This is a genomic window from Streptomyces sp. NPDC048331 (assembly GCF_043201215.1).
Classification (GTDB): domain Bacteria; phylum Actinomycetota; class Actinomycetes; order Streptomycetales; family Streptomycetaceae; genus Streptomyces.
Window position 1 is genome coordinate 12,303 of record NZ_JBICYT010000006.1, and the last position, 13,776, is coordinate 26,078.

Genomic DNA, 13,776 nt, shown 5'->3' on the forward strand with positions numbered 1-13,776 from the left:
CGCAGGCCCCGGTCGCGACGAGGAGTTCGGGCCGGAACGACATGGAGGCCCCGGGGTCCGCCCCGGGGCCTCACCCGGTGTCCGACCGGTGGGGGTGTCAGCCCCGGAAGCCGAGCAGGCCGTGCAGGGCCGCGCCGCCGGCGGACGCGGGCACCGCGCGGGTCGCCGTGGTGGGCTTCGGCGCCGCCTGGGCGGGGCAGGTGGCGTCCGAGGCCTTGCCCGTCGCCAGATAGGCCGCGACCTTCTCGTCGAGGCACTTGTTGCCGCTCAGGGCGATGCCGTGGTTGCCGCCGCCCTCCTCCACCAGCAGGGACGAGCCCTTCAGCTTGTCCCGCATGCTGAGCGCGCCCTCGAACGGGGTCGCCGCGTCCTCCGTCGCCTGGAGCAGGAGCGCGGGCGGGAGATCCGCGTTGGTGACGTCCGGGGCGTCCAGCGGCTCCGTCGGCCAGAACGCGCACGGGGCGTTGTACCAGGCGTTGTTCCAGGTCATGAACGGCGCCTCGGCGTGGGTGCGCCACATGTCGGCCCGCCACTGGTTCCAGTCCTTGGGCCAGGCCGAGTCACGGCACTGGACCGCCGTGTAGACGCTGTAGCCGTTGCCCGCGGAGGGCTCCACCGCGCCGAACCGCTCGTAGGCGGCCACCAGCGGCTTCGGGTCCTTGGCCACCGCGAACGCGGCGAAGGCCTCGGCCAGGTTCGGCCAGTAGCCGTTGTAGTACCCGCCCGGCATGTAGGTGTCCTCCAGCTCCGCCGGGCCCACCTTGCCGCCCGCCGGGCTCTCCCGCACCGCGTCCCGCATCGCGTACCAGGCCCGCTCGACCACCGCCGGGTCGGTGCCCAGCTTGTAGGTGGCGTCGTACCGGGCCACCCAGGCCAGGAAGGCCTTGTGGCGGGCGTCGAAGGCGAGGTCCTGGGCGAGGTTGTCCTCGTACCAGACCCCGCTCGGGTCGACCACGGAGTCCAGGACGAGCCGGTGCACGCGGCCCGGGTGGAGCTTGGCGTACACCGCGCCCAGGTAGGTCCCGTACGAGTAGCCGAAGTAGCTGATCCGCTCCGCGCCGAGAGCGCCGCGCAGCACCTCGATGTCCCGGGCGGCCGAGACCGTGTCGATGTACGGGAGCACGTCCGCGTGCTTGGTCCCGCAGGACTCGGCGAAGGAACGCACCCGGTCCAGGTTGGCGCGCTCGGTGGCCTCGTCCATCGGTACGGAGTCCGGCCGGGCGGGCTTGAAGTGGCCGGCCGCGCAGTCCAGGGCGGGCTCGCTCTTGCCGACGCCCCGGGGGTCGAAGCCGATCACGTCGTACTGGGCGGACACGTCCTTGGGGAGGGCGGAGGCGATGTATCCGGCGAGGCTGAGGCCGCTGCCGCCGGGGCCGCCGGGGTTGACCAGCAGCGGGCCCTGGGAGGTGGGGCCGGTGTGCGGGACCCGGGTCAGGGCGAGGGTGATCTGCCGGCCGTCGGGCCGCGCGTGGTCCAGGGGCACCTTGAGGGACGCGCACTGCAGCGTCGGGTAGCGCGGGGTCTTGCAGCCGGTCCAGCGCAACGCGGCCCGCGCCGGCGCCTGGGCGGCCGGATCGGCCGGTGCGGCGGGCGCGGCCGTGACCGGGCTCGCGAGAGCGGCGGCGACGGTGGCGGCGACGGTGGAGATCGACAGCAGGACTGCGGCGCGCTTCTTCAAGGGGTGGATCATGGGGCCTCCCAGCCGAGGGTTCTGGGCGGAATCGTCCCGGAAACCACGCCTGGAAGGCGGGATTGGGCCGCTGATTGGCCCGATGTGATGACCGTTCAGGCGGTGTCGGCCGTCACAGGAGGCTGAGCTGAGTGGCCCCGGCGGGTGCGCGGTCGTCCGGACGCTCCGGTGCGACGGTCCCGCGCGCGTCGCCCCGCCGGGCCGGGCCGATGCCGAATTCGGCCGCCAGTTCGTGGACTTGGCGGGTGATCCGGCGCTGGTACCAGGTGGGCGCGTAGGACCCGCCCGCGTACATCCGCTCGTACCGGGGGACCAGGTGGGGGTGGTGGGCGCCCAGCCAGGCCATGAACCACTCGCGCGCCCCGGGCCGCAGATGGAGTACCAGGGGTGTCACGGAGGTCGCGCCGGCCTCGGCCACGGCCCGTACGGTCGCCCCCAGCTGCTCCGGGGAGTCCCCGAGGAAGGGGATCACCGGGGCCATGAGCACCCCGCACTCGATCCCGGCGTCGGTGAGGGTCCGTACGGCGCCGAGCCGGGCGGCGGGGGAGGGGGTGCCCGGCTCGACGGTCCGCCAGAGATCGGTGTCGGTGAAGCCGACCGAGACGGAGATGCCGACCTCGGTGACCTCGGCGGCCTCCCGCAGCAGGGGGAGGTCGCGGAGGATCAACGTGCCCTTGGTGAGGATGGAGAAGGGGTTGGCGCGGCCGCGCAGGGCCTCGATGATGCCGGGCATCAGCCGGTAGCGGCCCTCGGCGCGCTGGTAACAGTCGACGTTGGTGCCCATGGCGATGTGCGCGCCGGTCCAGCGGGGCGAGGCGAGCTCGCGGCGCAACAGTTCGGGGGCGTTGGTCTTGACGACGATCTGCGAGTCGAAGCCGAGGCCGGTGTCGAGGTCGAGATAGCTGTGCGTCTTGCGGGCGAAGCAGTAGACGCAGGCGTGGCTGCATCCCCGGTAGGGGTTCACGGTCCATTCGAACGGCATGCGCGAGGCGCCGGGCACCCGGTTGACGATCGACCGGGCGCGCACCTCGTGGAAGGTGATCCCCCGGAACTCGGGGGTGTCGATGGTGCGGGTCACGACGGCGTCGGCCCCGAAGAGCGCGGCCGGGCCCGCGGGTCCGTCGGTCAGGTTCTCCCAGCGCATGGTGCGCCTCCCTCGCTAGCTCGGCGAAAGAATAGAACAAACGTTCCCATGATCGTGCGGATCGTGCGCGACTCCAGCGATGACGGTGTGCCCGGCCGGGTGCGCGGGCGGGCCCCGAGAAGCGATGGCCTTCGCCGAGATCCGGGCCGAGGCGCGGGACACCGCCCGGGCCGCACGGGACCTGTGGCGGGAGCTGCCCCGGAGTCACCCGCCGGTCGAGCCGCGCCGCGTGGTGGGGGACTCGCCCTGGCCGACCCCGGAGGAGTACCGGGCCGGGAAGCGGGCCGACCGGGAGGCGAGGGAAGCGTTCGACGCCCAGCCGCTGGTCGCCGCCTACCGGGAGGCCGTGGCCGCCCTGCTGGAGGCCCATCGCGGGTACGACCTCGGCGGGTTCCTCCACGGGGGAGCGGCCGCCGAGACCGTCGGCCGGACCGGCCGGGAGGAGTTCGCCGCCCCGGTGAGCGCCGGGACCCCTTGGCGCCGGCACGTGCTCACCTGGAGGAGCTGCCCGGGGACACGCTCCTGGTCGAGCTCCGCTGCCACGTCCGACCCGGATTTGGGCCACCGCCCCGGAGGTGGTTGGCTTCGCCGTGACGAGCGGACACAACTGCTGGAGGAACAGCTATGGCGCAGGTCGAGGCCACCACGGAGCGGATCATCGCGGCTGACGCGGAGACGGTGTTCGACGCGCTGGCGGACTACACAGGGACCCGCGGGAAGCTGCTTCCCGAGCACTTCAGCGAGTACGAGGTGCGCGAGGGCGGCGACGGCGAGGGCACCCTGGTGCACTGGAAGCTGCAGGCCACCAGCAAGCGCGTACGCGACTGCCTGCTGGAGGTCAGCGAGCCCACCGACGGCGAGCTGGTGGAGAAGGACCGCAACTCCTCCATGGTCACCACCTGGCGCGTCACCCCGGCCGGTGAGGGCAAGTCCAAGGCCGTGGTCACCACCGTCTGGAACGGCGCCGGCGGCATCGGCGGCTTCTTCGAGCGCACCTTCGCGCCCAAGGGCCTCGGCCGGATCTACGACTCCGTGCTGGAGAACCTGGCCACCGAAGTGGAGCGCTGAGCAACGGCGTTGACGGTGAGGCCGGGCAGCGGCCTCACCGGATCGGGTGAACCCGGCGCGCCGACGGGCGGGCGGGGCGTCGCCGGGCGCGGGAACGGCACCCACCGCGCGCCGCGCCGGGGCGTGTGCCCCACGGCCTCCGGGGGCCTCGGCGGCTAGGGTGGCACCCTGAGCGCAACCGACCGCCCGGGGGCCCGATGAAGATCCTCATCTCCGCCGACATGGAAGGCGCCACCGGCGTCACCTGGCCCGCGGACGTCCTGCCCGGAACCCCTCAGTGGGAACGCTGCCGAGCGATGTTCACCTCCGACGTCAACGCGGCCGTACTCGGCTTCTACGACGGCGGGGCCGACCAGGTCCTCATCAACGAGGCGCACTGGTCCATGCGCAACCTGCTCCTGGAGAAGCTCGACGCCCGCGCCGAGATGATCACCGGCCGGCACAAGACCCTCTCCATGGTCGAGGGGGTCCAGCACGGGGACGTCGACGGCGTCGCCTTCGTCGGTTACCACACCGGGGCCGGTTCCGAGGGGGTCCTCGCCCACACCTACCTCGCCAACTCCATCACCGGAGTCTGGGTCAACGGGACGCGGGCGAGCGAGGGGCTGCTCAACGCGCACGTCGTCGCCGAGTACGGGGTCCCCGTCATCCTGGTCACCGGCGACGACCTCACCTGCGTGGACGCCGCCGGATACGCCCCGGGAGCGGCGACCGTCGCCGTCAAGGACCACGTCTCGCGCTACGCCGCCGTGTGCCGCACCCCGGCCCGTACCGCCGCCGACATCCGGGCCGCCGCCAAGGAGGCCACCGCCCTCGCCGTCCGGCACGAGCCGGTCCGTGGCGGCCCCTTCACCGTGGAGTTGGAGTTCGACGCCGCGCACCTGGCGATGTCCGCGACGGTGGTCCCCGGCGTGGAGCGGTCCGGCGAGCGCAAGGTCGCGTACTCCAGCGAAACCATGTACGAGGGGATCCGGGCCTTCAAAGCCGTCACGACGGTCGTCTCGGCGGCCGTGGAGGAGCAGTATGGCTGACATGTGCGCAATCAACGCCGAGGTCCCGGCCGGCGCCGTCGACGCGGCGGATCCGGTGGCCGGGGCGGACCGGCCGGACGGGGTGGACATCGTCGACGCGGTCGCTCTCGACGAGGCCGTCGAGTTCACCTCCGACCTCATTCGGATCGACACCACCAACCGGGGTGGCGGCGACTGCCGCGAGCGTCCCGCCGCCGAGTACGTCGCCGAGCGCCTCGCCGCCGCCGGCCTGGAGCCGCTCCTGCTGGAGCGCACCCCGGGCCGCACCAATGTGATCGCCCGGATCGAGGGCACCGACCCGTCCGCCGAGGCCCTCCTCGTCCACGGCCACCTCGACGTGGTCCCGGCCGAGGCCGCCGACTGGAGCGTGGACCCCTTCTCGGGCGAGGTCCGTGACGGGGTGGTCTGGGGTCGCGGCGCCGTCGACATGAAGAACATGGACGCGATGGTGCTCGCGGTCGTACGGGCCTGGGCGCGCGCGGGTGTGAAGCCGCGCCGGGACATCGTGATCGCCTACACCGCCGACGAGGAGGACAGCGCGGTCGACGGCTCCGGCTTCCTCGCCGACCACCACCCGCGGCTCTTCGAAGGCTGCACGGAGGGCATCAGCGAGTCCGGGGCCTTCACCGTGCACGGCGGCCCCGACGGCCGGGCCCTCTACCCGATCGCGGCGGGGGAGCGGGGCACCGCCTGGCTGAAGCTGACCGCGCACGGCACCGCCGGTCACGGCTCCAAGCCCAACCGGGCCAACGCCGTCAGCCGGCTCGCCGCCGCCGTCGCGCGGATCGGTGCGTACGAGTGGCCGGTCCGCCTCACGGACACCGTGACCGCCTGCATCACCGAACTCGCCGCCCTGCAAGGCCTGTCGGTGGACCCCCGGCGGCCGGGCCTCGACGTCGACGAGCTCCTCGACGCACTCGGCCCGGCCGGCGCCCTGGTCCGCGCCACCGTGCGCAACAGCGCCAACCCGACCATCCTCAGCGCCGGTTACAAGCTCAACGTGATCCCCGAGCACGCCACCGGCTACGTCGACGGCCGGACCGTGCCCGGCGGCGAGGCCGAGTTCGCCGCCACCCTCGACGCCCTGACCGGCCCCGACGTGCGGTGGGAGTTCCACCACCGCGAGGTCGCCCTGCAGGCCCCCGTGGACGGGCGGACGTACGGGATCCTGCGTGAGTCGGTCGAGCGGTTCGACCCGGACGGCCATGTGATCCCCTTCTGCATGGCGGGCGGCACCGACGCCAAGCAGTTCTCCCGCCTCGGCATCACCGGCTACGGCTTCTCCCCGCTGAAGCTGCCGCCCGGCTTCGACTACTGGGCGCTCTTCCACGGCGTCGACGAGCGGGTGCCCGTCGACGCCCTGCACTTCGGCGTCCGCGTCCTCGACCGCGCGCTGCGGACCCTGTGAACGGGGCCCGGTGATGGCGGCGACGACCCGGCCCTACGGCAGTTGGCCCTCACCCCTCGACGCGGGCCTCGCCGCCTCCCTCGACGGGCGGCCCGAGTACCTCGGCACGGTCGGCCCCGAGGTGTGGTGGACCGAACCCCGGCCCGAGGAGGCCGGCCGCCGCACCCTGGTGCGCCGCCGCCTCGCCGACGGCACACCCGAGATCACCGAACTGCCCGCCCCGTGGAACGTCCGCAGCCGTGTCACCGAGTACGGCGGCCTTCCCTGGGCCGGCGCCGAACGGCCCACCGGTGGACCTCTGTTGGTGTTCGTCCACTTCGCCGATCAGCGGCTGTACGCGTACGAGCCCGACGCGCCCGGCAGCCCCGAGCCGCGGCCCCTCACCCCGCTCTCCCGGACCGGCGGCGGCCTGCGCTGGGCCGACCCGGTGCTACGCGGCGGCGAGGTGTGGTGCGTGCTGGAGGAGTTCACCGGGCCCGGCCCCACCGATGTGCGCCGGGTCCTGGCCGCCGTACCGTTGGACGGCTCGGCGGCCGGGAACCGCGGCGCGGTGCGGGAGTTGACGCACGACCGGTACCGCTTCACCACCGGGCCCCGGCTCTCCCCCGACGGCCGGCACGCCGCCTGGCTGGTGTGGGACCACCCCCGGATGCCGTGGGACGGTACCGAGTTGCGGGTCGCCGAGATCACCGGGGGTGGGGAACTCGCCGACGCCCGGACCGTGCTCGGCGGCCCCGACGAGGCCGTCGCCCAGGTCGAGTGGACGGCCGAGGGCACCCTCCTCGCGGTCAGTGACCGCGGCGGCTGGTGGAACCCGTACAGCGTGGATCCGCGGACCGGCTGGGCCATCAACCTCTGCCCGCGGGAGGAGGAGTTCGGCGGCCCGCTGTGGAAGCCGGGGCTGCGCTGGCTCGCGCCGCTCCCCGGCGACACCCCGCACCCGGCGGGCTCGGGGGCCGGGCTCATCGCCGTCCTGCACGGACAGGGCTCCTCGGTGCTCGGCGTCCTCGACCCGGAGAGCGGCGACCTGGTGGACGCCGCCGGGCCGTGGACCGCCTGGCAGCCCACCCTCGCCGTGCACGGCACCCGGGTCTACGGGGTCGCCGCCAGCCCGCGCAGCGCGTACGAGGTGGTCGAGCTGGACACCGCCACCGGGCACGCCCGGGCGGTCGGCGCGCAGCGCCCGGACCCGGTGGACCCGGCCTACTATCCGGAGCCGCAGAGCCGTACCTTCCTCGGCCCCGACGACCGCCAGATCCACGCGTACGTCTACCCGCCGCACCACCCCGCCTGCCGGGCCGCCGCCGACGAACTGCCCCCGTACGTGGTGTGGGCCCACGGCGGGCCCACCGACCACGTGCCGCCCGTACTCGACCTGCAGATCGCCTACTTCACCTCGCGCGGAATCGGCGTGGTCGAGGTGAACTACGGCGGTTCCACCGGCTACGGCCGGGCCTATCGCGAGCGGCTGCGCGAGCAGTGGGGCGTGGTGGACGTGGAGGACTGCGCGGCGGTCGCCCGCGCGCTGGCCGCCGAGGGCACCGCCGACCCGGCCCGGCTCGCCATCCGCGGCGGCAGCGCGGGCGGTTGGACGGCCGCCGCCTCGCTGGCCGCCACCGACCTGTACGCGTGCGCCGCGATCATCTACCCGGTGTTGGACCTGCAGGGGTTCGCCGAGGAGACGCACGACCTGGAATCCCGTTACGTCGAGAGTCTGGCCGGGCCGCCGCAGACCCTGTCCGTACTCAGCCGCGAGCGTTCCCCGGTGGCCCGCGCCGACGGGATCACGGCGCCGTTCGTCCTGCTCCAGGGGCTGGAGGACCCGATCTGCCCGCCGGCCCAGGCGGAACGGCTGCTCGAGGCGTTGCGGGGGCGGCCGGTACCGGTGCCGCACGCGTACGTGACCTTCGAGGGCGAGGGCCACGGCTTCCGCCGGGCGGACACCATGGTCCGCGCGTTGGAGGCCGAACTGTCGCTGTACGCGCAGGTCTTCGGCATCGAACGCACCGACGTGGCGCGGCTGGAACTGGGGACGGCTTAAGGGGTGCGCAGGCTCCACCAGACGGAGCCGAGGAGCAGGACGCCGGGGGCGATGCCCGCGACGGTCGCAATGACGGCGAGCGAGGCGCCGCAGGCGGCCAGGACCAGACCGGCGGCGCCGCAGCCGGTCATCGCCGCCGCCAGCCGGCGGAGCGACGGCATGCGCCAGACGGCGGCGAGACCGAAGAAGTGCAGCCCGACGACCAGGCTGAGCCAGGCCACCGAGGCTTGCGGGGTGTGCAGTACGCGGGTGATGACGAGGAAACCGGCCAGTGCGGCGACCACCTCGGCGGCCACCACGAGCCGATAGCTCCGCCCGAACCGCTTCGGCGCGGCCGCGGCCGCGCCCGTGCCCTCGTCGGCGGCCGGGGTCGTCCGTGTCCGGCGCAGTGCGATGAACAACGCGACGAACGAGACGACCGCGAGCACGCGCAGCGGGACGGCGGCGACCGTGGGTAGGGCTCCGGCGTTCGCCGCGACGAAGACGAGCCCGAATATGGCGCCGATGAGACGGCCTGTCTGATGCGATGTCACGGCGTCAGTCTCACCGCAAGTCGATCACTCCGCCAAAACGGTGCCGGTCCCGCTCGGACGCAGCCATACCCGCAGCGGCCCGATCGCCGTGAACCCGGCCCCGACCGCCGCCTCCAGGTCCTCCCCGTGCTCGTAGCCGACCACGTCCAGCTCCGGCCACCGGTCGGAGACCGCACCGAGGACACCCGCCCAGGCGGCGCCGAACAGGTTGGACACGCCGACGACGCCCCCACCGGTGCTCGCGACGGCCCCGGCGACGATCCGGCCGTCGGCCCGACCGGCCAGGAACACGATCCCGTCGCGGAGCAGGGCGGGCCGGAACAGCCGGTCATCCCCGTCGTTGTCGAAGGCGGCCTCCCAGGCCGCCAGTTCCTCGGCGTCCGCTACCTCGGACCACTCCAACCCGGCCGCCTCGGCCTCCGGCTCGGGAATCGGCGCCGCGGCGGGCCGGTGGATCCACTGTGCCTCGAACAGGACCTCGAAGCCGTCCTCGGCCAGGTCCAGATCGGCGAAGCTGTCCTTGACGGAGCAGCCGGGGGAGGCGATGTCGACACCCCGGACCACGCTCCCGGCCGGCACGCCCGGCTCCAGGGTCACGGCATCGGGATACATCGGCGGAGTCCGCCGCGCGCCGACCCAGAGGCTCTCGCCGTCGTAGTGCGTCGACACCCCGTGCGCACGACAAACGGCGTCGCACCACTGCGCGTTGTTGAGCGCGGCCCTACGGAGCACTGTCATCCGCGTCGTCTCGTCCATGATCACGCCGGTGATGGTGTCACTACTCGGCGAAGGTGTCGATCGGATTGTGCGATCAGGATATTGTGTCCACTTTGCGTGTGCATCTTACGGAGGGGGCCGTGCCATGGAGCTGACCGACCGGATATTCCGTCTCGGTGAAGTCGGTGGCGATCCGGCGCACTTGGTGGGGGAGTTCCGCCGTACCACCCTGATCGTGCCGCTCACCACGACCGACGCCGATAGCGACGCCCAACGTCCCCTTGTCGCCGCCGGTGGTCTGATGTCGGCGGTGTCGGGCGGGATCCGCTGGTTGTACGCCTTCACGGACGAGGAGGCCCTCGCCCGGTTTGCACGCGCGCGCGGTGAGGACGGTCGCGACTGGCCGTACCTGGCGATGCTCGGTGCTCGGCTGCTGGATGCGGTCGTGCCGATGTCCGACGTGCCGGCCGGAGTTGCCGTGAACGTCGCGGACGGCGACGGGGCGATGCTCTTCCCGCCGGTGGCCGGGATCGTCCCGGACGCCTTCGCCGTGGACGTCGATCCGGACGCCGACGGCGGCCGTGGGGCGGTGGCCTGATGGCGGGCGACGGCGACCTCGAAGTCTCCCCCCAGGCGGTCGCGGCGATCCAGTCCGGCCTGCGGGCGGCGATATCGGAGCTCCGCAGGGCGGCAAGATGAAGAGGGCCGACAACTACCACGCGGACGATCACGGCTTCACTGAGGAACAGGTCATGCAGATCCTCAAGAAGCCGGACGCGGTGTATTACACGCCGGCGGGCACCGGAAAGCTGATCTTCCGGCAGGGCGAGGACATTGTCGTGGTCCGGGCTGACCGCATGGGGGCAGGCAATGTCATCACGGCATACGGCTCGTCCGGTATCAAGGGTCCGTCCGGGGCCGAGGCGCTGGGAGGCTCACCTACCGATCCCGGTGGGCCGATCACGCACGTAGACGTGGTGGAAGGCAGGATTCCAGGCAAGAACGGCTTTCAGCCTCCCGCAGAGCGGGTTAGATGAGATGGCATTTGATATGAGACCTTCTCTTGATGGTGACTGGACCGCTGTAACGACGCCCCAGCCGCTCAGCATTGCGCCCCGTTTCAACCTAAGGGACTTCTCTGTATCTATCGTGCCGTACGCGAACGCGGACGAGCGTGGTCGGTACATCATGGATACATTCGGCAGTACGGCGTGGCTCTGGGATACACCTGACGAGCTCCGGTTCGACCCGGCCAGCCGGGAACTTGTCGGCGCCGAGTTCCAGATTGTCGGTGAGGCCGCCGACCGCGAGGACTCTGCCCGCGTTCCGGCCACACCCTTGGCCCAGCCAGGCGGGCTCCGCGCCGACGAGGCCCGGGGATTTCGCCTGGAGGCGACCACGGAGCTGTGCCGCGCCCCCGGGGACGCCGTGCTGACCTGTCTGCGTGACCTGGACGTGCTGGACGAGCCGCTGGAGGCCCGGATCGGCATCGCTCCCGATGTGGCGGTTCTCGTCCAGCGGGGCGCCGTGGTCGGCTGGAGCCTCACCGACCCGGTGCGCTACCTGACCAGCGGCTTCGACGCCCCCGACCCGGCTCCGCCGGCCCCGGCCACCCGGCTCCTGTTCACCGAATGCCTGGACATCATGACCACCCCGGTGTTCGACAGCCTGCGGGACCGGGATCCGGCCGCCCTGGCCAGGCTCCGGGTGCTGCAGGACAACCTGATGCACCAGCGCGAGGACCGGCACCGTGTCGAGGCCCTGACCGCGTTGATCGCCGACAAGGCGGAGCAATACGGGAACTGGTGACGAGGGCCAAGGGCGTCCGTGGAGAGTGCAGGGACGTGCTCCGTAGCCGTCGCTGCAGGGTGGTTCCCTGCAGAGGTCATCGAGAAGGCCGCATGCGACGATCAAGGGCTCATCGCCGAATCAAGGAAGGTTCCCGCCGCTCTCGGTGAGGGATGGTCATGAAACGCAACGACAAGATGGCCCGGCTGCTGGCGGAGTTCCCTGCCGGGGAACTCACGGACGACGACGTCCCGCCCATGTTCCGCGAGGTGGTGGCCCAGGGCTGGTCGTACACGCCCAATGGCGCTCGGGTGCTGAACGGCCTCGTGCCCGAGTCCACCGGTTCGTACTTCGACGTGCTCCAGGAGGAGACGTCGATCAACGGTCGAGGCATGACCGACTACGATCTTCCGGTGCCGGAGTCCGAACGGACCGGCCCTCTCCTCAGACGATGCCTCGCCTACGCGTTCGCCTGTCTCGTCGAGGCGGAACGGGAGTTCGGGGATCAGGACGTCCGGTCGTACCTCGTCCTTTCCCTCGGCGGGGTGGATGACGACCTCCTGACGGCCACCGTCACCTTCTGCACGCACCACCCGAACGCCGCGCCCTACATACGGGACATCGAGAACGTCCAGGACGCGGCAGTCGCAGAACTCACGTTGAGCGATCTCGGTGTGTGGTGCTGACACTTGGCTGACGGCCCTGGCGGGACGAGGCGGATCGGATGGAGCGACTGTGACCATGAAGCTGACGTTCCACGGCGGCTGGACCGCGACGGTGACGGGGGACCCCCTGGACATCGCGCCGCGTTCGACTTCCGGGACTTCTGCGTGCGCATCGCGACGTACGCGGATGTGAGAGAGCGCGACCGGTCCCGGTCGGACACGTTCGGCAGCGGGGAGTGGCTGTGGGACACGCCCGACGAGGTTCGGTTCGATCCGGTCGGCCAGGGGCGCGTCGGCGCCGAGCGCCGGCTGACCTCCTTCGTGGCGGATGGCGCGGACGCCGACCGGGTTCCGGTCGTGCCGGCTGTTCGTCCGGGTGGTCTTCGGGCCGACGAGGTCCGGGACTTCCGTCTGGAGGCGACCACCGAGCTGTGCCGCGGCCCCGGGGATGCCGTGCTGACCTGTCTGCGTGACCTCGACGTGCTCGACGAGCCGCTGGAGGCCCGCATCGGGATCGCTCCCGCACCCGATCCGTGTGCTCCCGCGCCCGCCACCCGGCGCCTGTTCACCGAGTGCCTGGACCTGGTCACCGTGCCGCCGGTCGACGAGGTGACGGACCGGGGGCCGGCCGCTCTGGCGCGGCTGCGGGCCGTCCACGCGGACCTGCGGGCGCAGCGCGAGGACCGGCACCGGGTCGACGCGCTGCCGGCGCTGATCGGTGACCCGGCGGAGGACTATGCCGGTCGGTGACACGGCGGGACGGGCGGGGTGTACGCCAGGATGAAGGCATGCGAACCCTCGTGCTTCTCGACGCGCCCTCCAACCTCGGGCTGCGGCCGCCCGCGCCCGGCACCGTACCGGGCGTCTACAAGCTCGCCGGGGCCTTGCGCGATCAGGGACTGCAGGCCCGGCTCGGGGCCGTCGAGGGTGGGGTCGTGGTGCCGCCGCGCTACGACCGCGGGGACTGGCGGGAGGGCGACGGCGTGTTCCACGCCGAGGCCCTCGCCGCGTACACCGTCACCCTCGCCGACCGGATCGAACGGCATCTACGGGCCGGGCAGTTCCCCGTCGTGCTCGGCGGCGACTGTTCGATCCAGCTCGGCGCCGCCCTCGCCATGCGCCGCCTCGGGCGCTACGGACTGGCCGCGATCGACGGCTCCGCCGACTTCCGCCACCCCGGCAACGAGGCCGTGAACGGGCCCGTCGGTGCCGCCGGCGGCGAGGAGCTGGCCCTCTCCACCGGCCGCGGCCAGGCCGATCTCGCCGACCTGGAGGGGCGCGGCCCCTACCTGCGTGACGAGGACGTACGGCTCTTCGGGCTCCGCGACGGCGACCCGGGCCTCGGCGAGCTGCACGCGGCCCGGATCTCGGTGGCCACCGTCGGGGAGATCCGCCGACGCGGCGCCGGGCCGGTGGCCAGGGCGGCGCTCGACGGACTGCACCCGCCGGACACCGCCGGGTTCTGGGTGCACCTGGACGCCGATGTCCTGGACCCGAGCGTCATGCCGGCGGTGGACAGCCCCGACCCCGGAGGCCTGCTCCCCGACGAACTCGCCGAACTGCTCGCCGTCTTGGTGGGCTCCCCGCGCTGCGCCGGGCTCAACGTCACGATCTACGACCCGGACCTGGACCCGGACGGGCGTGCGGGCGCGCTCCTCGCCGACCTGGTCGCGGGCGCCTTTGCGTAATCC

At 72.6% G+C, this 13,776-nt stretch carries 14 protein-coding genes; 10 read left to right on the plus strand and 4 right to left on the minus strand.

Annotation, left to right across the window (positions count from 1 at the left end):
• Positions 1–97: 97 nt before the first annotated feature.
• The gene (locus tag ACGFYY_RS11845) at positions 98–1,690 is read right to left on the minus strand and encodes an alpha/beta hydrolase (RefSeq protein WP_393708564.1); all 1,593 of its coding nucleotides are present in this window, start codon (positions 1,688–1,690) and stop codon (positions 98–100) included.
• A 112-nt stretch (positions 1,691–1,802) separates the two neighbouring features.
• Entirely contained in the window at positions 1,803–2,834 is a 1,032-nt protein-coding gene (locus ACGFYY_RS11850; protein ID WP_393708566.1) for an Rv2578c family radical SAM protein, read from the minus strand.
• Positions 2,835–3,458: 624 nt separating this feature from the next.
• Between ACGFYY_RS11850 and ACGFYY_RS11855 the strand changes: the two genes are divergently transcribed.
• The 4 genes from ACGFYY_RS11855 to ACGFYY_RS11870 all read left to right on the plus strand — a co-directional run bounded on the left by ACGFYY_RS11855 (position 3,459) and on the right by ACGFYY_RS11870 (position 8,382).
• A complete protein-coding gene (locus ACGFYY_RS11855) occupies positions 3,459–3,902 on the plus strand; it encodes an SRPBCC family protein (protein WP_030729835.1) in 444 nt (147 codons plus the stop codon).
• Between the two features lie 197 nt (positions 3,903–4,099).
• The gene (locus ACGFYY_RS11860) at positions 4,100–4,933 is read left to right on the plus strand and encodes a M55 family metallopeptidase (RefSeq protein WP_393708569.1); all 834 of its coding nucleotides are present in this window, start codon (positions 4,100–4,102) and stop codon (positions 4,931–4,933) included.
• Between the two features lies 1 nt (position 4,934).
• Positions 4,935–6,341 (plus strand): M20/M25/M40 family metallo-hydrolase, encoded by a 1,407-nt coding sequence (locus ACGFYY_RS11865; protein WP_393708571.1) that lies wholly within the window; start codon positions 4,935–4,937, stop codon positions 6,339–6,341.
• Between the two features lie 13 nt (positions 6,342–6,354).
• A complete protein-coding gene (locus ACGFYY_RS11870) occupies positions 6,355–8,382 on the plus strand; it encodes a prolyl oligopeptidase family serine peptidase (RefSeq protein WP_393708573.1) in 2,028 nt (675 codons plus the stop codon).
• Here the strand turns inward: ACGFYY_RS11870 and ACGFYY_RS11875 are convergent.
• Both ACGFYY_RS11875 and ACGFYY_RS11880 read right to left on the minus strand, forming a co-directional pair.
• Positions 8,379–8,915 (minus strand): hypothetical protein, encoded by a 537-nt coding sequence (locus ACGFYY_RS11875; protein ID WP_393708575.1) that lies wholly within the window; start codon positions 8,913–8,915, stop codon positions 8,379–8,381. The genes ACGFYY_RS11870 and ACGFYY_RS11875 overlap by 4 nt on opposite strands.
• A gap of 24 nt (positions 8,916–8,939) precedes the next feature.
• Entirely contained in the window at positions 8,940–9,671 is a 732-nt protein-coding gene (locus tag ACGFYY_RS11880; RefSeq protein WP_393708928.1) for a hypothetical protein, read from the minus strand.
• A 106-nt stretch (positions 9,672–9,777) separates the two neighbouring features.
• On the opposite strand from ACGFYY_RS11880, the gene ACGFYY_RS11885 reads away from it, so the two are divergent.
• The 6 genes from ACGFYY_RS11885 to ACGFYY_RS11910 all read left to right on the plus strand — a co-directional run bounded on the left by ACGFYY_RS11885 (position 9,778) and on the right by ACGFYY_RS11910 (position 13,773).
• On the plus strand, positions 9,778–10,230 hold the full coding sequence (locus ACGFYY_RS11885) for an SseB family protein (RefSeq protein WP_393708577.1): 453 nt from the start codon (positions 9,778–9,780) through the stop codon (positions 10,228–10,230).
• Between the two features lie 154 nt (positions 10,231–10,384).
• The gene (locus ACGFYY_RS11890; RefSeq protein ID WP_393708579.1) at positions 10,385–10,669 is read left to right on the plus strand and encodes a hypothetical protein; all 285 of its coding nucleotides are present in this window, start codon (positions 10,385–10,387) and stop codon (positions 10,667–10,669) included.
• A gap of 151 nt (positions 10,670–10,820) precedes the next feature.
• Positions 10,821–11,441: a hypothetical protein gene (locus ACGFYY_RS11895; protein WP_393708581.1), complete on the plus strand. Its 621-nt coding sequence runs from the start codon at positions 10,821–10,823 to the stop codon at positions 11,439–11,441.
• Positions 11,442–11,599: 158 nt separating this feature from the next.
• A complete protein-coding gene (locus ACGFYY_RS11900) occupies positions 11,600–12,106 on the plus strand; it encodes a hypothetical protein (RefSeq protein WP_393708583.1) in 507 nt (168 codons plus the stop codon).
• Positions 12,107–12,250: 144 nt separating this feature from the next.
• A complete protein-coding gene (locus ACGFYY_RS11905) occupies positions 12,251–12,835 on the plus strand; it encodes a hypothetical protein (RefSeq protein ID WP_393708585.1) in 585 nt (194 codons plus the stop codon).
• Positions 12,836–12,873: 38 nt separating this feature from the next.
• Entirely contained in the window at positions 12,874–13,773 is a 900-nt protein-coding gene (locus tag ACGFYY_RS11910) for an arginase family protein (RefSeq protein ID WP_393708587.1), read from the plus strand.
• Positions 13,774–13,776 lie beyond the last annotated feature (3 nt).